Below are 24748 nucleotides of genomic sequence, written 5' to 3'. Positions count from 1 at the left end.
CTCTTTTGGAAGGATATTAAAATACCTGCTTTAACTTCTTCACAACATTTTCCGCTGTAAACCCGTATTTTTCCACAACAACATCTCCCGGAGCGGACGCACCGAACGTGTCGATACCAAACACATACCCGTGGTCCCCCGTATATTTGTCCCAGCCAAGCGGACTTGCCATTTCAATCGCTGCCCGCTGTTTAACATCCGGGGGAATCACCGACTGTTTATACTCTTCAGTCTGTTGTTCAAACAAGTCCCAGGACGGCATACTGACAACATTCGGCCGGTAACCTTCTTCTTTCAGCTGAGCGGCTGCTTCCAGTGCCAGCGCCACTTCTGATCCAGAAGCAAGCAGCACAAGATCCGGATTCTCTAATTTTTCTACAATATAAGCTCCTTTGGCCACCCCTTTCTCCACTTCTTCCAGAGACAGTGGAAGTGACGGAAGGTTCTGTCTTGAAAAAATCAACGCGGACGGCTGCGATGAACGGATTAATGCCGTTTTCCAGGCTGCAGCTGTTTCTTTTGCATCGGCCGGACGCAGCACGTTGACGTTCGGCATGGCACGCAGCGACGCAATGTGTTCCACAGGCTGGTGCGTCGGGCCGTCTTCACCGACGGCAATGCTGTCATGGGTGAACACATACGTCACCGGATTGTTCATAATGGCAGAAGTCCGGATGGCTGAACGCATGTAATCAGAAAAGGTCAGGAAGGTACCGCCGTATACATGCAGTCCTCCGTGCAGCGCCATACCGTTCAATGCCGCCCCCATGCCGAATTCTCTAACACCGAACCATATATTTCTTCCGCTGTGATCGCCTTTTTTCATATCATCTTCTGCATCGATCATGGTTTTATTGGAGGAGGCCAGATCGGCGGAACCTCCGACAACGGATCTCAGATGCGAAGCAAGCGACTGGATCACTTCACCAGAAGCGCCTCTGGTCGCTTTTTTGCCTTCCACTTCCAGCTCCTGAAAAATAGAGTCCCATAGTCCTTCATCGATCTCGGTATAACCCTGCTTCCAGCTTTCATACAACTCCGGATATTCTGTGCGGTATTCCTGCATCATCCGTTTCCAGGCCTCTTCTTCTTTTTCAGATGACTCCTTCAGATCCGCCATATGTTCACGCACCACTTCCGGCACGTAAAACGGTTCTTCCTGCGTCCAGCCGTATGCCTGCTTGACCTTCTCTATTTCTTCTTCGCCGAGCGGAGCGCCGTGGGAGGCGGAAGACCCGCCTTTATTTGGGGCACCGTAACCGATAACCGTTTTTACTTCGATCAAGGTCGGCTGCGTAGTGTTCTGCTTCGCCTCCTGCAATGCGGTTTCGACAGCTTCGGTATCATTACCGTCTTCCACATAAAGAACCTGCCAGCCGTAACTTTCGAACCGCTTCCGGGTATTATCGGAGTATGCTTTGTCCAGATCGCCGTCGAGCGAAATATCGTTGGAATCATACAGCCAGACAAGCTTTCCAAGACCGAGATGTCCCGCCAGTGCTGCAGCCTCGTGAGATATTCCTTCCATCAGATCCCCGTCGCTGCAGATCGCGTACGTACAGTGATCGACGACGGGAAAATTCGGTCGGTTATATACAGAAGCCAAGTGGCTTTCTGCCAGTGCCATTCCAACGGTCATTGCTATTCCCTGACCTAATGGGCCGGTCGTCGCTTCAATGCCCGGCGTGTCACCGACTTCCGGATGACCCGGGGTTTTACTGTCCCACTGCCTGAATGATTTCAAATCATCCATCGTCACATCGTATCCGAATAGATGCAGCAGACTGTACTGCAGCATCGAGCCGTGGCCCGCAGACAGCACAAAGCGGTCCCGGTCCTGCCAGAAAGGATTTCGGGGGTTCTTTTTTAGAAAACGGGACCACAGAACATACGCCATCGGAGCGGCCCCCATCGGCATACCGGGATGTCCGGACTGTGCTTTTTCGACGCTGTCGATCGAGAGCATCCGGATCGTCCGGATCGTTTCCTGTTCTACATTGTTGAGAGTGGATGGTGTCACGTAATGATTCTCCTTTCTAGATTAAATCGAGAAAGCGGAGTTACAACGCGTTTTTGGAAAGCTGTGATTTGGCATGGACGGATTCAACGACATGGTACTGCCGGTCCGCCGCCAGAAAGGTCTGGGACTGCAGCATCTCTTCATTTATTGACTTAACGCCTTTTAACAGGGGGCCATCTGTAATTCCTGTTGCGGCAAAAAAGCACCGGTCCGTAGAAACAATATCATCGAGGGTTAAATAACGGTCCGGATCCGCGATTCCCATATCCCGGCAGCGGTTATATTGTTCTTTGTCTGCAGGTCGCAGCCTTCCCTGAAAATCACCACCCAGACTTCTCATCGCAACGGCTGCGATGACGCCTTCCGGTGCACCGCCTGTGCCCACAAGCATATCTACATCTTTTCCTTCCACTGCCGTGGCAACGATACCGGTAATGTCCACATCCGAAAATAGCGTGACACTGGCTCCCATATTTTGAATAGCCTGAATAAGGGATTGATGCCTTTCTCTCTCCTGAACCAGAATATTCAATTTAGATATCGGCTTTTCAAGGGCTTTTGAAATCGATTTTACATTTGATTCTATCGAGGCACTGAGATCAATGCTGCCTTTAGCTTTTGGACCAACCGCTATTTTCTCCATATACATATCCGGTGCATGCAGAAGACATCCACGTTCGGCCGCAGCCAACACAGTAATGGCGTTCCCCTGACCTTTCGAAACAAGTGTGGTTCCATCAATGGGATCCACTGCAATATCGACTTTGGGTTCATCTGATGCTCCGAGTTCTTCTCCAATATAAAGCATCGGAGCATTGTCCATTTCTCCTTCCCCGATAACCACTCTTGAATGAGCATTCAGAGAATGAAGCGTTTCCCTCATCGCTTCGGTCGCTTTATGATCGGCAAGCATTTTGTCACCTTTGCCGATATGGGGAAAAACAGAAATGGCTGCTTCCTGTGTAACGTTCAGAAATGACATCGCTAATGACTGCATCCCAATCCCCCCCTCTTTTTAATAAAGCGCAGGCTCCCTGAATAGAGGAAGTTCGGCTAAACACCACCTTCTGGCACTGAATGGACCTGCAGGCCTCCGAGCCGGCTGGAGGTTGAAGCTGGATCTTAAAAACGCCAAAGTAATCCTCCTAACTACTGAAAAATAATAACCGTCAGGCTGCCCCCAACGGTTAGGATAACCCATTCGAGATCTGTACTCACTATTACCTCTTGGCCCCGTATTCTTTTTCTTTATCTATGATTTTTTGAATCTTTCTTTCGGAATTGCCACCGTCAAATGTAACATTTAAATAACTTTCAACTATTTTTTTTGCTACTTCCACTCCAATAATCTTAGCGCCCATGGTTAATATTTGGGCGTTATTACTCAGTTGGGCTCTTTCCGCAGAATAAGTATCATGACAAAGAGCTGCCCGCATCCCCGGCACTTTACCAGCAGCAATTGCCACCCCGATTCCAGTCCCGCAAATTAATACACCACGTTCCGCCTTTCCATTTGAGATGTCCTGGGCTACTTCAAACGCTACATCAGGGTAATCCACCGCGTCGCAGCTGTAACAGCCATAATCCTCTACATCGTGGCCCAGGTTATGAATATATGCTTTTATTTCTTCCTTTAAATCAAATGCATGATGATCACTACCGAGCGCTATTTTCATTTAAGTCCGACCCTCCTTCGTTTATTTTCATTTTATATATTTTGTTTTCGTATGTCAATTTATAATTTCGTTTATTTTCGTTATTGCGTTTTATTGCACTTCATTTCTAATTATTATATTGAACTTGGCACTCCGGCCATTTTTAATCACTCCGCCAGTTTTTCGGGAGTGGGGAGATCATGTATAGTTTTCTTGAATCGCTGTAAAAGAAGGGAAGAACCTTTTGAAGTAAGCAAAAGTTTCAAATACTTTCATTTTGTTATTTTTCAAAAGATCGCATACCATATCTCCTGCTGGAAATAGGAGGGGGCGGGCCCTGTCCCCCGCTCCTCCTGTAAATAAGAACAATACAAAATTAACTAAATTGTTCTACAAACAGCGAAAAAATTAAATAGGCAGAAGTTGCTCCAGGATCCTGATGACCAATGGAACGTTCTTTCAATCTACTGGAACGCCCCCTTTTGGATTCAAGCTGTTTCGTCGACTCCATCCCCTGTTTCGCCGCGGCCAACGCTTTTCCCAAGTCCCCTGAACGTTTCAGTTCCTCCTGAATCGGAAGCAAAGTGTCTACCATGGTTTTATCACCCACTTGAGCCTGCCCTCTTTCATGTACACCTGAAACGAATTGTATCCAGAAATCAGCTGCGTCTTGATGAGATATTTCAGCTTTTCCTTTTACTGCCTTTGCTCCACTAATTAATCCGGAAGCATATAACGGACCTACAGATGACCCTACTGCACTAAGAAAGGTTCGCCCAACTTTCATTGCAACCGTTCCACAATCATTTTCGTTTTGTAAATTAGTTTGCAGTTCTTCCTTCACAGCTTTCCATCCAATGGACATCGTAACACCGTGGTCCCCATCTCCCAGTTTTCGATCCAGTTCGGAAAGATAGTCTTTCTGCTTTTCCACCATATTGGAAATCTTCGAAAAATATTGTTTCCACTCGTATGCATTCATTATATGTAACCTCCAGCTGCTAGTTTTGTTCAAACATGGGACAATGCGCTTGAGCGTCAATGAAAGGTTTCAAATCCTCTTCCATTTTCAATAGAGTAATGGAACATCCTCCCATTTCCAGCGACGTACTATAATTTCCTACATAGGATTTATAAATATGGATTTCGTTTTCACTTAGGATTTCTTCCACTCTTTTATACATAATGTATAGTTCCATCCGGGTGGTTGAACCAAGACCATTCACAAGGACCGATACCTCTTCTCCCTTATTTAACGGCATATCCTCTAAAATGTCGTTCATTAATCGATCTGTCACCTCGTTTGAAGATAGCAGCTTCTCTTTTTCAACTCCAGGTTCCCCGTGATGACCCAGTCCTATCTCTATTTCATCTTCCATCAATTCAAAACTCGGCTTGCCGGTTTGGGGAAGCGAGCATGGAGTCAGCCCAACTCCCATCGATCTGACATTCTGATTTGCTTTTTCCGTTAATTCATAAACCTGCTCTAAAGAATAACCCGTTTCAGCTGCTGCCCCAGCCACTTTTGTTACAAAAAATTCTCCAGCAATTCCTCTTCGCTTATCTGATTCCTCTTTAGGCGCCGAAGCCACATCGTCTTTTACGATCACCTGTTTTACCTGGATATCACTTTCCATTTCAGCTAAATCCGCTGCCATTCCAAAATTCAATAAATCACCCTGATAGTTCCCATATACCAAGAGCGATTCTTTTCTTGTGTCTACTGCTTTTACCGCTTCCAACACTGGATCCGGAGGCGGTGATGCAAAAATATTTCCGACAGCCGCACCATCTGCCATCCCTGTACCTACATAACCCATAAATGCAGGTTCATGACCTGACCCTCCTCCTATAATGACACTTACTTTCTCTTTTTTATCAGTGTCCGCACGAATAATACTGCGTGAATTTGCTTCCAATCCTTTGACTAAAGAAGGATGAGCTTTTAAGAAACCGTCTATCATCTCATCTACTACGTTTTCAGGCACATTCATTAACTTTTTCATTTTTTCACCGCCTATGTTAGGATTGTTTCATTTCGCTTTTACACTTCCTGTAGAAGGTTTTCAATTCTTTCTCCTGAAGCTGGATGAAAGATATGAATTCGGTGTGGTTCAAATCTCAGCTTGACCGGATCGCCCTGTTTTAAATTCAACAGCTCACTGCTTACTATACTAAACACGGTCTGCTCCTCCAGTCTTATGTGAACCCTGCATTCTTCCCCCAGATTTTCAAAAATAGAAACATTTGTTTCAACCGAAAAATCTTCGCCCTCTACTACGGAAATATCAGTTGGTCTAATCCCAAAATGATAGGTTTCATTCTCTCTTACATATTGTACATAGTTATCAGGGACCGGAAATGAAATAACATTGTTTTTTGTTTTAAAAAATAGCCGCCCTTTATTCCTAACTGTCAGCACTTCCATGATATTCATAGGGGGTTCTCCAACAAAACCAGCGACGAATTCATTTTGTGGATGATTAAATACTTCATAGGGCGTGCCAAACTGCTGCAATTCCCCTTCTTTAATAATAGCAATTCGATCAGCAAGCGCCATAGCTTCCAATTGATCATGCGTTACAATAATTGTTGTTGAATTAATTTCGGTGTGAAGATGTTTAATTTCTGTCCTCATTTTTTGTCTTACTTTTCCATCTAAATGTGAAAGAGGCTCATCAAGCAGCAAAACTTCTGGTTCTCTTATAAGTGCCCGGGCGATGTTAACCCGTTGTTTCTGACCGCCTGACAACATTCCTGGTTTGAAGTCCAATAAGTCCTGAATATCCAGCAGTTCCGCAATTTTATTGATGCGTTGTTTAATTTCTTTTTTTTGAATTCCCCCTGCTCTTAAATTAAAGCTGATATTGTCGTAAACCGATAATGGAGGGTACATAGCATAATTCTCAAACGCTAAACCTATGTTCCTGTCTTTTGGATGAAGATCATTCACTTTACGACCGCCGATAAGAATATCTCCCTCTGTAATTTCTTCTAAACCAGCGATCATTCGTAACGTGGTTGATTTTCCACAACCAGAAGGGCCGAGTAATGCAACAAATTCACCATCGCTGCAATCAAGATTCAAATTTTTTACCGCATAAACTTTTTCATCTTTCTTGGCATATATCTTTTTTAATTGATGCAAAACTAATTTTGCCATGCCAGCCCCCTCCTTTTTGCTGAAAATTGGCTCAGCAGATTATTGCCCAGCTCATCAAAATAGATCGCAGTATTTAAGTCTATTTTGATATAAATATCCTGGTTGATTGAAATATCTTCATGGTATTTCATCGTGATTCGAATATACCTGCCATTAATTTCAACGGTGAGTACTGCTTTTGCTCCAAGAGGTTCAAAGCTGAATACCTTCCCTTTTATATACTCCTTGCCGTTAACTGGTTCAAATTGAAAATGGATATCTTTTGGACGGAGACCGATTCTAATTGTTTGCAGCCCCTTATTGCCCAACACCTGCTGTTTTTCTTCAGGCAGGAAACCGAATGCGGATTGGTCAAAAAATGGGCTGAAATCCACTTGTTCGCTGGTAATAATATCCCCTTCAAAAATATTGATTTCAGGTTCCCCAAAGGAACCCGCCACGAATTCATTCTCTGGAAAAAAATAAACTTCTTCTGGTGTTCCTACCTGCATAATCTGTCCTTCATTAATTACGGCAATTCTATCCCCTAAACTCAGGGCTTCCAGATAATCATGGGTGACATAGATCGTAGTGGTATCCAGACTTTTTTGCATTTCTTTCAACTCCGCCCGCATCTGATGTCTTAATTTAGCGTCAAGGTGAGTGATCGGCTCATCCATTAAATAAACATTGGGTTCTCTAACCAATGCTCTTCCTAAACCCACCCGCTGCCGCTGCCCATTTGACAACTGATCCGGAGAGCGCTCCAGCAGCCACTCTATATTTAAAATTCCTGCTACACGTTCCACTTCTTTTTTTATTTCCGGTTCGGTTTTTTTGTAACGAGGACTTCTTAAAGGAGAAGCGATATTATCAAAAACGGAAAAATGGGGATACAGCGCATAATCCTCAAACACCATTGCAATATTTCTATCTTCCGGTTCCACGTGATTAATATATTGATCTTGTAAATATACAGCACCATGGTTCGGCATATGGATTCCAGCTATTACATTTAATAAAGTCGTTTTGCCTGCACCGGCGGGGCCAAAAATAATAAAAAATTCTTTATCTTTCACCTCAATATTCACATCATTAAGAGCAATATCACTTTTAAATCGTTTAGAGATATTCTCAAGTCTAATATCAGCCATCACTCATCACTCCTTATCCTTTAACTGCTCCCATACTTAAACCGCGTACCAAGTGCTTTTGAATCGCCAACGCAAGGATAATAATAGGCAATGCAGATATAAGTACGGCAGCTGCCATCTGTCCATAATGAACGGTATCTGATGATAAGTAACCGACCATTGCAACAGTTGTAGTCATCACATCCTGGCCGGCAAGCAATAATGAAAACGTAAAGTTGTTCCAGACAAAAATTAAGGACAATAAGGCAGAAGCCACCAAACCTGGTTTAATTAACGGCATTATCATTTTTAAAAAAACTTGCCACCACGTATATCCATCCATTCTCGCCGCATGTTCCATCTCGACTGAAATATCTTCAAAATAACCACGTAAAATCCAAATCATTAAAGGAAGGGAAAGCACCTGAAAAACCCAGATCAGTCCAAAATACGTATCGTACAAACCAATCTGTTGATAAATCAAAAAAATCGGCAGTACAACAAAGATTTCTGGTGCAAATCGAAATGATAGAAATGTGAAGGCAATCGTTTCTCTACCTTTAAAATCAAATCTGGCCAGCGCATATGCCGCTGGTACTCCTACAATAATGGATAAAGCAATGGCACCGCTGCTTACGATTAAATTATCGATAAAATAACCAATAAAACTTCCATCAGAAAAAATAATTTTATAGTTATCTAAAGTGGGGTTGAAAATAAAGGTTGTTGTGAACATATCTTTATCATGTTTAAATGAAATAATCACCAGCCATACCAAGGGAAACAAAGCAAACAGTGCATATAAAATCAATGCAAGATTTTTTAAAAACTCTATTATGTTAGTCCTTTTCATTCTAACCCTCCTATTTTCCCGATGCCCTTCTTTGAGTTCTGGTCCAATATTTAACCATGTAATGGCTCACCACATATACAAACACCCATAAAATAACCATATAAGGAAGCGATGCACCTAATTCTTTATAAGAAAACGCTTCAAAATAAGCAGTTAACGGCAGCGTCATTAGTGTATCTCCAGGACCTCCGCGGGTTAAAGCGAAGATAATATCAAACATTTGTAAAGAAAGCATTAATCTAAATAGTATAGCTATTAAAAGCATAGGCATGATCATCGGCAGCGTTAAATTTTTAAATGTGAACCACGCAGAACCACCATCAATCATCGCAGATTCAAAAGGAGCTTTTGGCAGCGAACGGAGCCCGGCGAGAACAAGAATGATAACAAAAGGAGTAAACACCCAGGCATCAATAATTAATACAGTAAATAAAGCTGAACTCGGATCAGCCGCCCATTTAAAATCAGTAATGCCAATCATTCTTAACCATTTGCTTAAAATACCTACTGAATTATTCGTCATGAGCTGCCAGATTAATGTCGCGATAACCGGAGCAATGACAAGCGGAAAAATAAGTACAATTCGTAAGGAACGTGCCAAAAGATTCTCTCTGTTTAAGAGCATAGCTATCCCAATACCAAGCAGTGTTTCGATCAAAGTAGCCAATCCAGCATACATAAACGTCACTTTCACGCTCTGCCAAAAACCGCCACTTTGAAAAATATTAATATAATTAGACAACCCCACAAAGGTATAATCAGGATATTGAAATGAATAATTTGTAAATGAAAAAATAACGGCCATTCCAAATGGAATTAAAATACCCACCGTCAGTAAAAAAGCAGGACCTAAAATCAGGTATGGACGTAATTTTTTCGAAAGAGGTATTTTGTGTTCTTTCGTATAAGAAGGAACGGGTGGTTCATTTAGTCTGCCTGCATGCTCTGAGGAGAGTTTTTTCTCAGGTGCTGCCATTATTACCCCTACTTTCTATTCGTGAATCTATTAAACGAAAAAGATGACAAAGACCTGCCTTAAAAAGTATAGGTTTGTTCTCTTAGGTCTAAGTCATCTCCCCAACTAATTAATCTACCGTATTCTTGACACCCGATTTTCAATACTATCGTTTAGCTCATCGAGCCGCTCCTGTGTATCGTCCCCATTAACAATATCCTGGAGTGCTTCGGCCCATTCCGTTGTTGCATTAAAAAATTGAGGCTGCGGTGTGAATTCTATGGTGGCATTATCAATCATTGTCTCAAATGTTTCTTTATAACCATCAATGTCGGCGATACGATTTTGATATCCATCAGATTCATAGGCCGATTGACGAACGGGTTCAATAACATCCATGTTCTCTGCTCCCCATTTGGTGTGTTCCTTGCCTGAGAAATATTGCATAAATAACCAGGCTGCATCCTTCTTTTCTGAAGTACTATTCATTGCTAAAGACCATACCCACATGTTTGACCCCAGCTCTCCATCCTTTGTTTTAGGAGGAGGAGCCAGTGCCATATTACCTGCTTCTGCAGTGGAACCCTCTTGGTTATTAAAGAAGGAGAAAGTGTTTGCATCATAAGTAATGGCCGCTTTACCTGCTCCTAAATCGGAAGAAACTTGATACCAGGTGTAGTTTGCCCAGTCCGATGGTCCTGCTGTACGAATCATTTGTGCAAATTTATCGGTAATTTCCACAGCTTCAGGTGAATTAAGCTGCGGTTTTAATTGATCATCCTCTACTACGAAATCTTCGGCTCCATGGTTAGCAAAAGAAGTCATAAACCCCGGGTGAATCGTTGCCCAGGAGCGGGTTCCACGCACCCCGATGCCATAAGAACCTTCACCGTTCCAACCATTCAACTGCTCCCCGACTTCAATTAGTTCATCTAAGGTTTCTGGGACTGCATCAATCCCTGCTTCTTCTAATGCACGTTTGTTGTAGCTTAATGCATTGTATTCAAAGCCAAGTGGCAAGGCCCACAGATCTCCCTCCCCAACAGGATTTCCAGGTACCCCGTCCCAACGATTGGCGTTAAGCACCCCTTCAAAATAGTCTTCCTGATCAAACTCTTCTCCTGTACGTCTTTCATCTTCTATAAATTCATCTAAGCTCTGGATGTAACCAGAAGGTGCGTATTCCCAGATTTGATAAGCCCCTGTCATAAATACATCCGGGTTTCCATTCCCTGCATTTAAGTTTGTTGATAACTTATCAAAGTAATTTTCTTCAGGGGTAACAGAGTCGTTCACTGTTATTCCTGTCTTTTCTTCAAATTCCGGCAAACGTTCCAATATTGCATCCGTATACGGATGGTCATTTAAGGCTACATTGATTTCAGTTCCTTCAAATCTTTTCCAATCGAATTCTCCATCAAGCTCATCCAAATCGGCTTCTGCCGTTCCACCACTTTCTCCGCTTTCTGTCCCTGCCTCATTATTTCCACTTGAACATGCAGAAAGTACGGTAATTAATGCAATTATAAAAATTAAAAACAGCCGCTTTTTCATTGTTACCCCTCCAATTTTATGAATTTTCTGTATATTATAAAGCTCTAAAATAAACTCGGAGCTCCATCATAAGCTTTAATATTCCCGGCACAGATACCGCATGCTTCTACTTTCACAATAATTTCTTTTTTGTTTTCTATTCCCCAGGAGCATAGGAAACAAGCGCTTTCATTTTCTCTGGCACCATTGTATTAGCATTTTATCGCTGACAATATGTACTCCTCCTCCCATTAAATTCAAAAATTTTAGATTAGTTAGCGCTTTCAATGTATAAGTAAATCTTAGTTTATGAGATTTCGTTTGTCAATACAATTTATAATATTTTTTCGTTTAGTTACATTTTATTATGTTTTAGGTTTCAATTGATTATTTTATAGGATAATAATTCCATATATGAAATAATTTTCGGATTCCATCGTTATGAAAGGTAATACTTGGAATTAACCTGGCTCATCATCCTAAGAATATATTTTTTCCTTAAAATATTTCTTCCGGAAATTATTAATATTTTTGATTATCTTCTTTTTTTTTCATATGATAGTATGTAGAATGAAAAAATAAGAAGGTGAAGCTTATGAGTAAATTGTTTGTAACAGAAAGACGTCATAAAATTATGGAAATATTGAATAAAGAAATGCGTCTCACTGTTAAACGGTTAGCTGGAGAATTGGATGTTTCGGAAGTAACTCTTCGTTCGGATTTGAAGGAAATGGAAAAGGAAGGACTTCTTCGAAGAACTCATGGCGGAGCTATGCTCCCTAGTTATCCTGGAGAAGAGGTTTCATTTTCAACCAGAGAAAAACAGAATAAAAGCGAGAAAGTTATTATCGCGCAGCAAGCTTTAGAAATTATAAAAGAAGGGCAATGCATCTTATTGGATGCAAGTTCCACAGCTCTAGAACTGGCAAAACTGCTGAAACAGAAAAATATCAAGCTTACAGTGGTTACAAGCGGCATTTATACCGCTTTGGAGTTAAGAGAAAATCCTGATTTAACGGTGATTCTGCTGGGAGGAGTAGTGCGGAAGGGTTCCAGTTCCTTAGAAGGTATCCTTGGCTCAAATATTTTGGATCAAGTATATGTGGACGTTATGTTTACTTCCGGTAATGGTTTTACTTTCGAAACTGGTCTTACGGATTTTAACGTTTATGAAGTAGAATTAAAAACCGAAATGGCGAGAAAAGCTACCTCTCTTGTTGCTCTCATGGATCATTCAAAAATTGGGAAAAGTTCTATTTCTTCTTTTGCCAGCACAGATGATATTTCTGGCTTTATCACAGATCAGACTTTAACCAAGGAACAGTATAAAAACTTTGAAGAAAGAAACATTGAAGTCCTCTGCCCGGTAGAAGCTTAACTTATATCGGGTTGGGGGTTGGATCTCTTGGTTAAATAACTTATATGCAAAACCAAAAACAGCCATGATGCAAAATCATGTTGGCTGTTTTTTGGTATATTATCGATTACGAGAAAAGAACGGGTATTTACGGGCAAAGACACGGAGGAGAAATAGTCGAGGCCAGCATTTCTTTAACGGCGTGAGCTTTTTATCCCCGCTCACCAACAGAACAATATTCCGGGCCTGCAAAATGGGGGCCATGCCCATCGTGACCGCCTGCTGCAGAACGCCTTCTCTCCATGAAAAAAATGGGGATTGGCTTCAATCTTCCGGAGAGAGCACCGTATAATGCGTATCGATAGTTCCAGGCTCGTTCGAAATTACTTCCATTTGTTTCATTTCCGACAATCTCTTCCCCGTAAGGGTAGATTTGACATTCGACCGGGTATAAAACCCGCCGCCATAAACATAAGATTTTTGATTATAGGTATGGGAGAACTCGGAGACATACGCAATAGCAGGCTTTTCCAACTGATTCATGTTGACGTGAAGAGTGGTGGTACCTGTGAAAGCATGACCGAGTTCAGCCTGGATTCCGCCCTGCTCTGCGATAAGTTTTAAGGTGTCGGCTGTATTCAGGCTCGGTACATTAACGGCAGAGGGCATCATACCCTTTTTCTTTCAAAACAGTCGCTGCCTTTTAAAGGGTTTGAAAGTTGACGGTAGGTACGGCCTGTTCCTTCTCAGCCGACAAACAGGGAAAATGAGTCACACCGATTTTTTACTCCGGGCAGCATTTCTATCTTTTTCAACTCCGCTTCCAAATGTTCCAGCGGTACTCCGCCTTCCTGACCGGGGTACAGTCGAAACAACGCGCAGGAGAATCGGATGGGGACGCTTTTTAAGAGTCTGCACCTTGTCCGACATGTATGCTGCATTTTCATAATTGAACACGGTCAGCTGCGAAGGGGAAAGTTTTAAAATACTCTCCATCATGTTTTAAGGAATTTGGACAGATGCCCGGCATGTCCGATTGGTATGCCTTTTTCAGCAAGACTCAAAGCCTCCCAGGGATCTACAGCCACAGCCTTTGGGATCCTGCTTTCTTTATGGCATGCGCGAGTACTGGATTTCTGCCAATCTGTTTTGTCATAAAAAACAAATCCAGGTTGTTTTGGCGGGCAGATTCTACAATTATTTTTATATTTTCCACCACAGCATCCGTGTACGCATGCCGGACACAAAAAAACCCGAAACGAATTCATCGAAGAATCGTTCAGATACCAGTATAAACATGATCTAGCATTTCCGCTGCGGCTTCGGCATCGAGTACCAGCTCAACATTGGAATGAAGTTGGAGAAACGAAGCGGGATGCTGCGGAGAAATGGCAGATTGCAGCATCTCTTTCACAGCCTGGGCTTTCATCCTGCCACTTGCCAGCAGCAAAATGCTGCGGGCTTGTAAAATAGGCGCCATTCCCATCGTTATTGCTTGTTTCGGCACGTCTTCTTCTGCAGAGAAAAAGCGGGCATTCGCTTCGACTGTTTCCAACGAGAGATCAACATAATGCGTATCCGCATGCAAAAACGATCCTGGTTCATTAAAACCAATATGTCCGTTTTGGCCGATACCAAGCAGCTGCAGATCAATGCCGCCTGCCTCCTGCAATTGAGCATCATATGCCGCAAGCGCATCTGTATCTTCAGCGCTTTTGCTGAATGGCAGATGAATTCGGGTCCGATCGATATTTACATGCGAAAAAAACCGGGACCACATATAATAGGCATAGCTTTGGGGATGCCCCTGTTCCAGGCCAATATACTCGTCCAGGTTAAAGGTCTCCGTGTCTTTGAAATCAACGCGTCCTTCTTGAAAACGGCGGATTAATTCCTGGTACAAACCATCCGGGGTGCCTCCGGTCGCAAGCCCCAGTACACTATCGTGTTTTTTCTGCATCTGTGCTTCTATCAGGTCTGCGGCGCATTGGCTCATCTTTTCATAACTGTTCAATACGTGTACATTCATATTCAATCACCGCTTATTGTAGTCTGTTCCCGGCCGCATCATAGATTCCCATTAATTCCGGAGACGTCTCTGTATTTTTTATCAAGGCGACTTGCGCATTTGTGACAAAAATCTGGGTACGGAAAGAAAACAACGCTGTATCACCGACCGTTGCCTGATTCCCTTTTAACGCACCATAATAATCAATGGTTCCCGGCTCATTCGGGGTGACCTCCATCTTTGTCATTTCTGAAAAATTCTTCCCGGTAAGGGCGGTTTTGACATTCGAGCGCGCATAAAAGCCGCCGCCATATACGTAAGATTTTTGATCATACGTATGAGAGATCTCGGAAACATACGCGATCGCCGGTGTTTCGGGTTGATGTTTCGCAGCATGAAGGGGGGTGGTTCCTGTCAAAGCGTGGCCGGGCTCTGCCTGGGTTCCTCCATTGTCTGCAATAATTTTTAAGGTTTCAGCTGTATTCAAACTCGGAGCATTAACGACCGGTGCTTCATACCCTTTCCCCTTCAACAGTTCCACCGCCTGCTTCAGGGTTTGAAAATTCATGGTAGGCTCCACTCCAGCGTTTGCCATCTGCAAGCAGGGGAAATTCGTCACACCGATCACTTTCACCCCGGATAACGTTTCTATTCTTTTCAATTCAGCTTCCAGGTTTTCCAGCAGAATACCGCCTTCCTGCCCCGGATATAGAAAGTCCTGTGTTGAAACAACGCGTAGTAAAATCGGCTGCGTGTCTTTTTTCAGCGCATCATTTCTATCAGAGATATAGGCTGCATTTTCATAACTGAATACCGTTATCTGTGATGGATAAAGATGAAGAATACTTTCCGTCATGTTTTTAGGAATCTGAACAAGATGTCCGGCATGTCCGATCTGAATGCCTGCGGCGGCAAGTCCTTTCGCTTCCCAAGGGTCTACGGCCACCGCCTTTTTGATACCGGCATCTTTGATGGTGTGCGCGAGCACCGGGTTTCTTCCAATTTGTTTTGTCATGAAAAACAGTTCCATATTCATTGTGCGGGCTGATTCTGATATGATAGCAGCATTTTCGGCAACGGCATCCACATCAATCACATACGTGTTCGGATCAATCTTTCCCTGTTGGTGATAGAATATCCCTGCTTCAAGAAGACCTGGATTTCTCTGCTGTATGGTTTCCAAAAACATTCCTTATCCTCCTTGATCACACATAGCCCTCCTGCTCTCCCAACAGGCTGGTTCCATTCTCTGTCTTTGCCAGCCCTAGATAATCTGTCACTGTCGCCCCAAGATCCGACAGTGTTTGTCTCTCTCCCAATACGAGTGGCTGATTCTCTTTGTTATAGGCCAGCACAAACGTCTTTTCTCTGGTATGTTGGCTGTGGCCGATGGTTGGATCGTTACCATGATCAGCGCTGATTAAAAGCAGATCGTCTGGTTTCATTTTTTCAATGATTGTATCTAAACTGCGGTCGACTGCTTGTATTTTCTCAGCATATCGTTCAATGTTTTCAGCATGACCGGCGAGGTCCGTTTCCTGAACGGTAGCTGCCATAAAGCCTTCCTCCATATTGTCCATTTCCTGAACGATGCTCTCCATCACAAAATCAGTATCAATCCCCGGGATCTTTTCAGCTCCTTCACAGGTAATTACATCCTGCATTTTGCCTATCAGCGTGACATCGAGGCCGCTTTTTTTCACAATCGTTGCCGCTTGTTTACCCGGAGTGATGCCGTACCCCATGTGCCTCACGTGATAGTCCTGTTCATACAGACCGGACGCCGGAGAATTCACCCCAACAAGTCCGTCCTCTCTATTTTCAATCGACCCCAGCAGCTGTTCAAGGCTGACATTTCCACCACCAAGCGCGATAACCCGGTTCACTTGGACACAACGGCGGATCGCTTCTCCTATCTTCAATACTTCTTCAAAAGAAATAAGATCCAGAGGTGCTGACACGTTATAGATCTGGCCATAGTCGGTTTCAATGTTGTCCGCTGCCACAACGACATCATTGATGAGCAGGTAAGGAAAATGTTCATCAGGGATCTCTGCCTTATATCCCTGTTCTCTCATGTATTGCCGTACCTCTTTTATCACTGTAGAAAAAGGCGCGGCAAAGGGAGTTTTCGGCTTTGTTCCCATAATTTCATTATGGCCGGCAAAACTGTCGGCTCCCTCATGCTCTAACAAAAGTGTGCCGGTGCCTGCGGCTGCTTCCGGACTATGCAGGCGGGGGTGGTGCAGAAGTTTATTGATACCCAGCTTTTCAAATGCCGGGATGGAAAACGTTTCGGCTTTATCTGCAATATGATAAAACGTATTGGCGCCGACATCCTCCGGCCTTGTTGTTTTTGCATCTTCCATACTGCCGACGCCAAGGCTGTCTACAATCAGCAGTATCACTCGCCTCTTCATACCTCTCCCCCTCTTCCTGACATGTCATCCAGAGCGCGTTTTATAATGTGAATGACTAGATCGGCATCAGCGCGCATCGGGTTGATCCGAACAGCGGTTTTTAATAAATCAGGATTTTCGTCAAGAAAACTTCCCGATACTCTATATATCATGGGAAGTACCTCGAATCTGGATTCGGCACCAACAGGATATACCGCTGCTCCATGTTTTTCACATTGTTTTATCACTTGATCGGCAATTGGTTCTTTGAATTCAGCCACTACGTTTTTTGACTGTGAATTCGTCACATACGCTTTTTTGATTTGGGGTACTTCACCCTGGTTCAACTTTTTTTCCAATTTATCCGTTTCTTCATTCTGTACCGCAATTAGTACCGGCGCTGTCACAAGCGACCGAAGCAGTTCCATTGCTTCATATCCCTGCACCTGGCCGCCGCCGGAATAATTTCTATCCTGAATGGTTTCGACCGCGTCTTTTCTGCCGGTTATAATGCCGATTCCAGGGGGACCAAGCAGTTTAAAACCGGAGAAGCAGGAATAGGAGGCCCCAAGTTCCACACCGATTTTATCTGCTTTAAAGACGGTGTAATTATCATCGACAACGATGGAAAGATCGGGCCGTTCTTCTTTTACCAATTGAAGGACACTGCCCAGATCATAGTGGTCTGTTGGTTTCTGGCGGGAATGCTGGACATAAAACACACCGCATTCCGAATGGTTCTGAAGTGCCTGTTTCACTTCAGCAGAATCATTATAGTTCAAGTAAATCGGCCTCAGTCCCATCATATCGATCGTTGATTTGGTCGTTTTATAAATGGGGCCGGCATGCATAAACAAAGAATCGCCGGCATTCACAAGTGAGGCCAGTACTTCCCGGATCGCACCTGTGCCCGCTCCCCTTACCAGCGCACAACTCTCTGTTCCGAAAAAGGATGCCAATGTACTTTCCACTTTTTTCGTCTGTACGGGAGAGCCTTCCCCCGGAACTACGCCGAGATCCCCCTGTTGAAAAAACTGATTGCCGCCAAACTCTGCGGTAATCGCCTCTACCAGTTCAAACTGCTTTTGTTTTGCCTCGTCTATATCCATAACTGGCAGTACTGAAGTGTGCATTGTTCCGCCTCCTTAAAAAGCGAGAAACCGCCTCGGATTTTCGACCATCATGGTTTGAATTTCTTTGTCGGAAACCCCTCTATTTTTCAATTCCGGAATGAACACTGTGAAAAGGTATTCGTAGCCAAAGCCTCCATTTATTTTCAAATACGATTTCTTGGTTATATCAGTCGAGAGCATAATCTGGGAGGACCAGCCTTTGTCCAATAGAAACAGCAGATCTTCGATTCTGTCTTCATTTGTCCGGTAGCTGTTCTTTCCAATCGTATCGAACTGGATATAAGCTCCGGAGGCAAGAAGGTATTCATGTTCCTCCCGGCTGCCATTCAGATCCTGATGACCGAGAGACAATTTACTGAAATCAGCGTCCATTTCATTCAAAAGTGAAACCTGGGCGGATCCCATCGTCCCCAGTTCGCAATGGGTGCTGAGCGGAGCGCCGGTTGCGTGTTGAGCCTTGAGTGCCGCCCGGAATACTTTTTCCTCTTCATCCGTTATTTCATGAAGACTACTGCCAATTTCTGAAATGATGCCGGGGCGGATGGAGGACCCCTCCGCGCCTTCTGTTAACTCCTGTACAAAAAGTTCCGTCATTTCTTCCTCGGATTTTTCAAACACTTCAAGCGGGTAATAGTCCTGCTTGTAATATCCTGTTGCCGCTACAATTGGAATGTCATTCTTTACTGAAACCTGATATAAAGACCGGACATCCCTTCCCATTCCGCGGTTGGTGACTTCGACAATCCCGCCGCATCCCGCCTGCACGAGACGCGCCATTTCATTTTCGATCATGTCATCATCAGACAGAACAGGGTCGTTGTCCTGTCTGATGTGGGATAGGTCAAGAATCACATGTTCATGAATCATTGTCTGTCCTAACTGCCAGGGAGCCATTTCTCCCTGCACTGTCCTGATTGTTTTCATTGATCATTCACCTCTATTATCCACCTGGTGTGAAAAGCTGCAGGTAATACAGAATATTTAAGATGATACCGGTACTGATGGCGGCAAGCGGGTAAGCTGCAAGCCGGATAACCGGTCTGCCGGTCGCTTCATTCAATAAATATAACAGGGCAAATATAGTAAATCCGGTGACACTGCCCATTTCCAGAACAGCTAATACTGAACCGACCAACAACGCAATCTCCATCACACTACTTATTGAAGTCCGGATGTTGTCGGAAGCTTCGCGCAGAGACGGGAACCGTTCCATTACTTTCCCAAGCCGTGATAACATCAATACTTCAATACTTAATACAACAGCACCCGCAATTCCAGCCAATACCGGGTTAGGCATGAGATAGCCGACAGGAAATACAAAGGTAAGACCGACTACACCGAAAACACCTGTTGTCAGGGCAGTAGTGGCAATCAAAGGGATAAAGCCTATGGCACGAAGCAAGTCACTTATAGCAGCCTGTTGAATCAAGGCATTGGTCTCTCCGGCACTGTCCGCCGTGTAAGCGTCATGCAGCGTAAAGACGGACACTTCCGAACCGGCGAAATATTGAAGGTTGGAAACAATAGCAACCAGCGCTCCAACAAGAGCAAAGAAAGGAAGTCCTTTATATAAACGCTGTGTCCTTTCCACAAAAATAGATTCGCCTTCTTCTACTTCCGTCTCTCCACCGGAACCATTCTTTCGATCCTTGCTCAACGCAAATATGACGAGAAGTACCGTTCCGATAAATAATTGCCCGGCTTCTGGAAGTAGATTAAGACTTTCCGGAAGCAGTCCCTGTTCAATAATCACCCGGACGAGTAGAACAATGCCTCCCGCAGCAACCCCTTTTCTCCAGCCGAACTGATACACAATAGCCAATACTGGAAAGAGAGCAAATCCAGCAAGAACAGGACTGCTTAACTCACCCATGGCACCCAGGAAATCTACCGGGAAGGCGGTCAACGCTGCCTGAACTCCTGTCAGTCCAACAACAACAGCGATACCCCAGGCCGCCCCAAGAATACCGGCCAGCCAAGCCGTTCCCGCAAATACCCCGAGAATGTCTGTAGGCAGGAATAGAAGCCACGGATTCAAGAGTCCGGTTGATAATGTAAAAGAAATACCAATAGATGCAATAAAACCAACACTAAGCCCGAAAGCGACCGAGGACATTTCCCCCCGGTTCATCCGGCCCTCTATAAATTCCGGCATAATGGGACGAAGTCCATCATGAAAAACCGCCCTTCCATAGTGCGACAGCAGAGCTGTTGCTGCAGTAAGCAGTGTAATAAGAATCAGTTTTGCGATGGTGAATTCCATCAGTGTTTACCCCCTGTTTTTCAGAATTTCTTCAACAATCATTGGTACTGCCGTATCGACAGACTCCACTGCTGTTCCGAATGCCAGCTTCCCTTCTTTTACTAATTTTTCAATAGTTTCCTGCTTAGGCCTTCCGCCTGCTTTTGCCACAGTCGAACAGTTACTGTAGCCAAGTATCCCAATAACAACAGACAACGCAGCACCGCCCCCGCTGTTGCAGGCGCCAATATAATAGTCCGCTTCCCCAGCCTTGATTTTTTTGGCACCTTCAAAATCCGTAGAAACAACAGCTTCTACCTGATCTCCTCCTGCTTTTTCAATTTCATGTTTAATTTGATTCTTTTCCAAACCACCAATAACAAATCGAATCATCAACTTCCCTTCCTTTCTTTTAGAATCAGTGTTGATTAAACATGCATAAGTACAGGGTTACAAATCCTATCTCTGCTCTGGTGCCTGCAGCTTCATCATTGTAAAGGCAACGATCTAAAACGCTTTCAGATTCCCTGTATAAAACTGGGTTACCATCTATCACATCCTCTATTTCTGAAGTAGTGCTTTCCAGCGGCTGCTGCTGGTTTATGCGTTCTGCAGCAATCGCCAGATGATTGGTAAACGAACCAACCTGGTCGTGCTCTTGATCAACTAAGCCTTTTTCTACTAAACGGTTTAATTCACTTTCAACAAGCTCACAAGTACGTTCAGCAATTTGACTGCTGTTTAAAAGCAGTCTCAATCTTTCCTTCATTTCTTCTGTCAGCAACAACATCACCTCTCATTATATTCAATGTACAGTATTTAGTATTTTAAAAGCAAAAGAAATTAGTAACGAGGGAAACGTTCACCCTCCTCTATACTTTGCTGGGTCATCGTAATATTACCGATCGTCAATGGTTCGAGCTGGTCGATAATATCTGTTCGATTCTCGTCAACCATCATAACGGCTTCAGAAGAAAGCTTCGTTAACCGCTTTGCTTTATCGGAAGAAAAATCTGCGGAATTAAAATGATTTACAGATTTTACTTCGTCCATATTCCACACTGCTGCATCTATTTTTTTTTGCTTCAGCATATTAAACAGCTGCATGTAATTTAAGTCCACCAACTCAACATTCAGACCTTCACACTCATGTATTGTACACATGGACTGGTCCGGCGATGTTCTGTCAATTCCGAGTCTCATTCCATCTTCAATTTTTTTCTTGTGAGGTTCGGCGAAAAAAATCTTGTGTCCGGTTACATATGTTCCTGGACCGAAATGTTTAATAATCTGCAGCCCTTCATGTGATTCTTTTCCTTCAAGTGCCGCAAGGTGAGATACAATCGCAAAGTCATACCTTCGTATTTTGAGAGCTTCAAGACGATTGCTGGCCCCCCGCATATAGGCAAGGCTGACTCGTCTTCCCATGCTTTCAAACTCGTCCACAATACCGGTGGCAAGCCCTTCATATTTCGCGGAATAAGGCAACGGCATTACCCCGACTACCGGGCCTTCTTCTGAAATGTCAAGCAGTACACTGACGTCTTTTTTCACCAGGAATGTACCCAGATGTCCTCTGGAATCAAGACCGATACCACCGAGTTCCTCCAGCAGTTTGATGGCTCCCTGCACCGTTCCTCTTCCAAGCTCCAGCTTCTCGCAGAAATCAGTAACCCGGGGGATGCGCTCCCCCACTTCAATATTCAGAAGCTCTTTAGCGATATATTTAGCGGCTAGACCGTTTTTTGAATACAAACTTTCCCAAATACGAACCATATTCCTCAACGTCCTTTAAAATTTTCAATGTACAATATTTTGTATATTATAGTAGCATGGATTAAAGTTATTGTAAACGCCTTTCTTCTTATCGGCTTGGATCGGTCAACTGCTATGATTTTTTATGATTTTAACGTACAATAACAGGAAGAAAACAAGTTCGGGAGGTAAAAAGATGCTCGTTTCTTCTCTCCAGATGGATATTATACCGGGAGATCCGGAAGGGAACCGCAGGAATGTGGCGCAGGCTGTTCAACAGGAAATGGAACAGACAGCTCCCGATGTCATCGTTCTTCCTGAAATGTGGACGACAGCCTATACCCTGCCGGAACTTCCGGATATTGCAGATCATTCAGACAGCAGGACCATCCCTTTTCTTCAGGAACTCGCATCCAGACATGAGGTTCATCTTATCGGAGGTTCCATTGCCTACCAGGACGGAGACGATATGTTTAACCGGGCCCTTGTAATCAACAATCAGGGGGAATTGATTTATCACTATGACAAACTCCATCTCGTCCCGATGCTTGATGAACCGGCTCACTTGACCGGTGGACGTAATAAAGCAGAGGTTTTTGAGCTGGACGGCGTAAAAATGGGCGTCGTGATCTGTTATGACCTCCGTTTTCCGGAAATTTTCCGCTCGCTTGCTCTCGAAGGCGCACAGATCTTTTTTATTACCGCAGAATGGCCGGATGCCAGAAGGAACCACTGGTATCATCTGCAGATCGCAAGGGCCATTGAAAATCAATGTTTTGTGATTTCATGTAACCGTATCGGCAGCTACAACGGCGTCGAATTTGCCGGAACTTCCATGGTTGTGGATCCATGGGGGAATGTACCTGCGGAAGGAAGCCGCGTGCAGCCGGAAACGGTCAGCTGCGAGATCCATCCGGATCAAGTAACGGAAGTCCGCAGGCAGGTTCCGGTTTTCAAAAGCCGGGTCCCGGAATTTTATTGATCAAATAGATGCACGAAGCCTCTAACGGAAAGCGGACCTCCCATGTTCCCGAAACACCCGCACATCCTCCACACGCTGTTTCTGAGAAGGTGTCATCGGGAGCGCTGCCGTCTCCTGCAGGGAAATCTGCGTATAGTCTATGGATTCCTCGTCAAGCTGCAACTGCCCTCCTGTGATCCGGGCTTCGTATAATATCAGAAACTCCCGGCGCACTTCGCCGTCAGAATAGGCAATCACCGTTTCCGGATTGGTATAGGTACCAATGACACCGGTAAGTTCAATATCACATCCCACCTCTTCTTTGACTTCCCGCCGGACACAAGCCGCAAGGTCCTCTTGTGCTTCCATCGTGCCGCCGGGCATGGACCATTTTTCATTGTCACGCCGCTTCACAAGCAGAATTTCCCCGTTTTCATTGACCAGCGCCGCTGCTGCTGCCGGTTTGATAGAATTGGGACGCGGGGCGGCCGGGTCGTTCTGATAGTCCGTGCGCGTCGTTTCCACCGGAGCCTCCCGCCAGGACTGTATCCTCTCTGATTCTTCCACCTCTACTTTATCGTTGCCGGGCGGTGCTTTGATAAAAAGCAGTTCGGTTCCCGGCTTGGAACGCTGGGCATACACGGTTCCCGGATGGATCTGAAAAAAATCCCCGGCCCTGAACGTGTAGACTGTTCCTGTCTCCACATCCAGATACTGCGTCATCCCGCGCACCATATACATATATTCGGCAGCCCGGGTGTGATAGTGTGCGGCTTCCGATGCAGGCTTGTCATAGGAGGTAATCCCGATTTCCAACGTCTGTTCGTGAAAATGTGGTACCGTCTGCGGTTTTTTTAAATCACCGGCGAGATACTGTCTGGTTGATTGCTGCAGTGCTTCTCTTATTTTCTCATCGCTGATATGCTCAATCGTCCGTCTCATTATGTTCCCTTCTCCCTCCATATGGCGAAAGTTCGGACATCTGTTCCTCTATATCCCGAAAATTGAAGGAAAACGAAGTACAAGCGACTTTTGTTCCGCTATGGCCGGGTTATTCCTGCTAATTTACTCGAAAAAGAGAATATAACGTACCAGATGTCCGTGTTCCCACTCTAAAACGTTGAAATAGAGAAAATAGCGCATCATATGTCCGAATGCTGATCCCACCAAAACAAAAACCAAAAGAGGGTCCGTTGTGTAGGAACCCTCTTTTCTTTCGTTTGCTGCACTATGTTTCTTTTCGCTTCCGTTTTTCTTCATTCAGAAACTGCCGGAAATCATCTTTTGTCACGCCTGATTTCATCGCTGTCTCCACCAGATCGATCCATTCCGATTCCAACGTTTCTTCTGCAGGAGTGAGCGAGGCAGCAGGAAGCCGGAGAGCACCTGCCACTTTTTCCAGTTCCGAAAACGCCGGCATACGGTCCTCTCCCTCTTCCACCGCCCGCAGCACCTCTTCTTCTATTCCTGCTTTTTCGGCAAGTTCTGCTATTGTCAGAGCCTGTTCATGTCTTTCATAGCGAATCCGGATCCCTATCATTCCCGCAAACTCCCTTTTTCCACTATCATACATGATTCTACAGGAAACACCAATACTTTTAT

24 protein-coding genes and 1 pseudogene are annotated in these 24748 nt (G+C 44.4%); 2 read left to right on the top strand and 23 right to left on the bottom strand.

The genetic code is table 11. From position 1 onward, the window contains the following. Positions 1-16: 16 nt before the first annotated feature. From tkt to ACW9JV_RS02875, 11 genes and pseudogenes are all read right to left on the bottom strand, one after another. Positions 17-2020, bottom strand: coding sequence for a transketolase (gene tkt, locus ACW9JV_RS02925; RefSeq protein WP_457331183.1), 2004 nt, complete (start codon positions 2018-2020; stop codon positions 17-19). A 40-nt stretch (positions 2021-2060) separates the two neighbouring features. Next, on the bottom strand, positions 2061-3017 hold the full coding sequence (gene glpX, locus ACW9JV_RS02920; RefSeq protein WP_457331181.1) for a class II fructose-bisphosphatase: 957 nt from the start codon (positions 3015-3017) through the stop codon (positions 2061-2063). A gap of 223 nt (positions 3018-3240) precedes the next feature. Next, on the bottom strand, positions 3241-3696 hold the full coding sequence (gene rpiB, locus ACW9JV_RS02915) for a ribose 5-phosphate isomerase B (protein WP_457331179.1): 456 nt from the start codon (positions 3694-3696) through the stop codon (positions 3241-3243). Between the two features lie 355 nt (positions 3697-4051). After that, the gene (gene dhaL, locus ACW9JV_RS02910; protein WP_457331177.1) at positions 4052-4657 is read right to left on the bottom strand and encodes a dihydroxyacetone kinase subunit DhaL; all 606 of its coding nucleotides are present in this window, start codon (positions 4655-4657) and stop codon (positions 4052-4054) included. A gap of 19 nt (positions 4658-4676) precedes the next feature. Continuing rightward, a complete protein-coding gene (locus ACW9JV_RS02905; RefSeq protein WP_457331175.1) occupies positions 4677-5681 on the bottom strand; it encodes a dihydroxyacetone kinase subunit DhaK in 1005 nt (334 codons plus the stop codon). Positions 5682-5719: 38 nt separating this feature from the next. Further along, the gene (locus ACW9JV_RS02900; protein WP_457331173.1) at positions 5720-6838 is read right to left on the bottom strand and encodes an ABC transporter ATP-binding protein; all 1119 of its coding nucleotides are present in this window, start codon (positions 6836-6838) and stop codon (positions 5720-5722) included. Beyond that, positions 6826-7971 (bottom strand): ABC transporter ATP-binding protein, encoded by a 1146-nt coding sequence (locus ACW9JV_RS02895; protein ID WP_457331171.1) that lies wholly within the window; start codon positions 7969-7971, stop codon positions 6826-6828. The genes ACW9JV_RS02900 and ACW9JV_RS02895 overlap by 13 nt, the downstream gene beginning before the upstream one ends. 13 nt (positions 7972-7984) lie before the next feature. Then, positions 7985-8803 carry a carbohydrate ABC transporter permease gene (locus tag ACW9JV_RS02890; RefSeq protein ID WP_457331169.1) on the bottom strand — a complete coding sequence of 273 codons (819 nt, stop codon included), beginning with the start codon at positions 8801-8803 and terminating at the stop codon, positions 7985-7987. Positions 8804-8813: 10 nt separating this feature from the next. Then, positions 8814-9779 carry a carbohydrate ABC transporter permease gene (locus ACW9JV_RS02885; protein ID WP_457331167.1) on the bottom strand — a complete coding sequence of 322 codons (966 nt, stop codon included), beginning with the start codon at positions 9777-9779 and terminating at the stop codon, positions 8814-8816. 114 nt (positions 9780-9893) lie between these two features. Further along, a complete protein-coding gene (locus tag ACW9JV_RS02880; protein ID WP_457331165.1) occupies positions 9894-11312 on the bottom strand; it encodes an ABC transporter substrate-binding protein in 1419 nt (472 codons plus the stop codon). Positions 11313-11359: 47 nt separating this feature from the next. Beyond that, positions 11360-11499 (bottom strand): annotated as a pseudogene (locus ACW9JV_RS02875) (erythritol/L-threitol dehydrogenase); the annotation flags it as partial. 387 nt (positions 11500-11886) lie between these two features. Here ACW9JV_RS02875 and ACW9JV_RS02870 point away from each other — a divergent pair. Further along, positions 11887-12669, top strand: a complete 783-nt coding sequence (locus tag ACW9JV_RS02870; protein WP_457331163.1) for a DeoR/GlpR family DNA-binding transcription regulator — start codon at positions 11887-11889, stop codon at positions 12667-12669. A 303-nt stretch (positions 12670-12972) separates the two neighbouring features. Here the strand turns inward: ACW9JV_RS02870 and ACW9JV_RS02865 are convergent, their stop codons facing one another. From ACW9JV_RS02865 to yhfZ, 10 genes are all read right to left on the bottom strand, one after another. Beyond that, on the bottom strand, positions 12973-13320 hold the full coding sequence (locus ACW9JV_RS02865; RefSeq protein WP_457331161.1) for a hypothetical protein: 348 nt from the start codon (positions 13318-13320) through the stop codon (positions 12973-12975). A gap of 607 nt (positions 13321-13927) precedes the next feature. Then, positions 13928-14677, bottom strand: coding sequence for a glucosamine-6-phosphate deaminase (nagB, locus tag ACW9JV_RS02860; protein WP_457331159.1), 750 nt, complete (start codon positions 14675-14677; stop codon positions 13928-13930). Between the two features lie 13 nt (positions 14678-14690). Beyond that, on the bottom strand, positions 14691-15845 hold the full coding sequence (locus tag ACW9JV_RS02855) for an alanine racemase (RefSeq protein WP_457331157.1): 1155 nt from the start codon (positions 15843-15845) through the stop codon (positions 14691-14693). A gap of 16 nt (positions 15846-15861) precedes the next feature. Beyond that, entirely contained in the window at positions 15862-17076 is a 1215-nt protein-coding gene (locus ACW9JV_RS02850) for a phosphopentomutase (protein ID WP_457331155.1), read from the bottom strand. Continuing rightward, complete coding sequence (locus ACW9JV_RS02845; protein WP_457331153.1) at positions 17073-18188, bottom strand: aminotransferase class V-fold PLP-dependent enzyme; 1116 nt, start codon at positions 18186-18188, stop codon at positions 17073-17075. Before ACW9JV_RS02845 ends, ACW9JV_RS02850 begins: the two co-directional genes overlap by 4 nt. Positions 18189-18200: 12 nt before the next feature. Further along, the gene (locus tag ACW9JV_RS02840) at positions 18201-19112 is read right to left on the bottom strand and encodes a phosphotriesterase family protein (protein WP_457331151.1); all 912 of its coding nucleotides are present in this window, start codon (positions 19110-19112) and stop codon (positions 18201-18203) included. Positions 19113-19128: 16 nt separating this feature from the next. Then, complete coding sequence (locus tag ACW9JV_RS02835) at positions 19129-20451, bottom strand: YhfT family protein (RefSeq protein ID WP_457331149.1); 1323 nt, start codon at positions 20449-20451, stop codon at positions 19129-19131. A 6-nt stretch (positions 20452-20457) separates the two neighbouring features. Beyond that, on the bottom strand, positions 20458-20823 hold the full coding sequence (locus ACW9JV_RS02830; protein WP_457331147.1) for a DUF2620 domain-containing protein: 366 nt from the start codon (positions 20821-20823) through the stop codon (positions 20458-20460). 25 nt (positions 20824-20848) lie between these two features. After that, positions 20849-21214 carry a hypothetical protein gene (locus ACW9JV_RS02825; RefSeq protein WP_457331145.1) on the bottom strand — a complete coding sequence of 122 codons (366 nt, stop codon included), beginning with the start codon at positions 21212-21214 and terminating at the stop codon, positions 20849-20851. 59 nt (positions 21215-21273) lie between these two features. Continuing rightward, entirely contained in the window at positions 21274-22206 is a 933-nt protein-coding gene (yhfZ, locus tag ACW9JV_RS02820) for a GntR family transcriptional regulator YhfZ (protein ID WP_457331143.1), read from the bottom strand. A gap of 175 nt (positions 22207-22381) precedes the next feature. On the opposite strand from yhfZ, the gene ACW9JV_RS02815 reads away from it, so the two are divergent. After that, positions 22382-23167 carry a carbon-nitrogen family hydrolase gene (locus ACW9JV_RS02815; protein WP_457331141.1) on the top strand — a complete coding sequence of 262 codons (786 nt, stop codon included), beginning with the start codon at positions 22382-22384 and terminating at the stop codon, positions 23165-23167. Positions 23168-23188: 21 nt separating this feature from the next. Here ACW9JV_RS02815 and ACW9JV_RS02810 read toward each other — a convergent pair whose 3' ends face one another. Together ACW9JV_RS02810 and ACW9JV_RS02805 are read right to left on the bottom strand one after the other, a co-directional pair. Beyond that, on the bottom strand, positions 23189-24088 hold the full coding sequence (locus ACW9JV_RS02810; RefSeq protein WP_457331139.1) for an NUDIX domain-containing protein: 900 nt from the start codon (positions 24086-24088) through the stop codon (positions 23189-23191). 286 nt (positions 24089-24374) lie between these two features. Further along, positions 24375-24686, bottom strand: a complete 312-nt coding sequence (locus ACW9JV_RS02805; RefSeq protein WP_457331137.1) for a helix-turn-helix domain-containing protein — start codon at positions 24684-24686, stop codon at positions 24375-24377. Positions 24687-24748 lie beyond the last annotated feature (62 nt).

It is taken from the genome of Salibacterium sp. K-3 (assembly GCF_054052005.1).
Note: the sequence above shows the minus strand (reverse complement) of the source record. Positions and strands in the feature narration are given on the sequence as shown.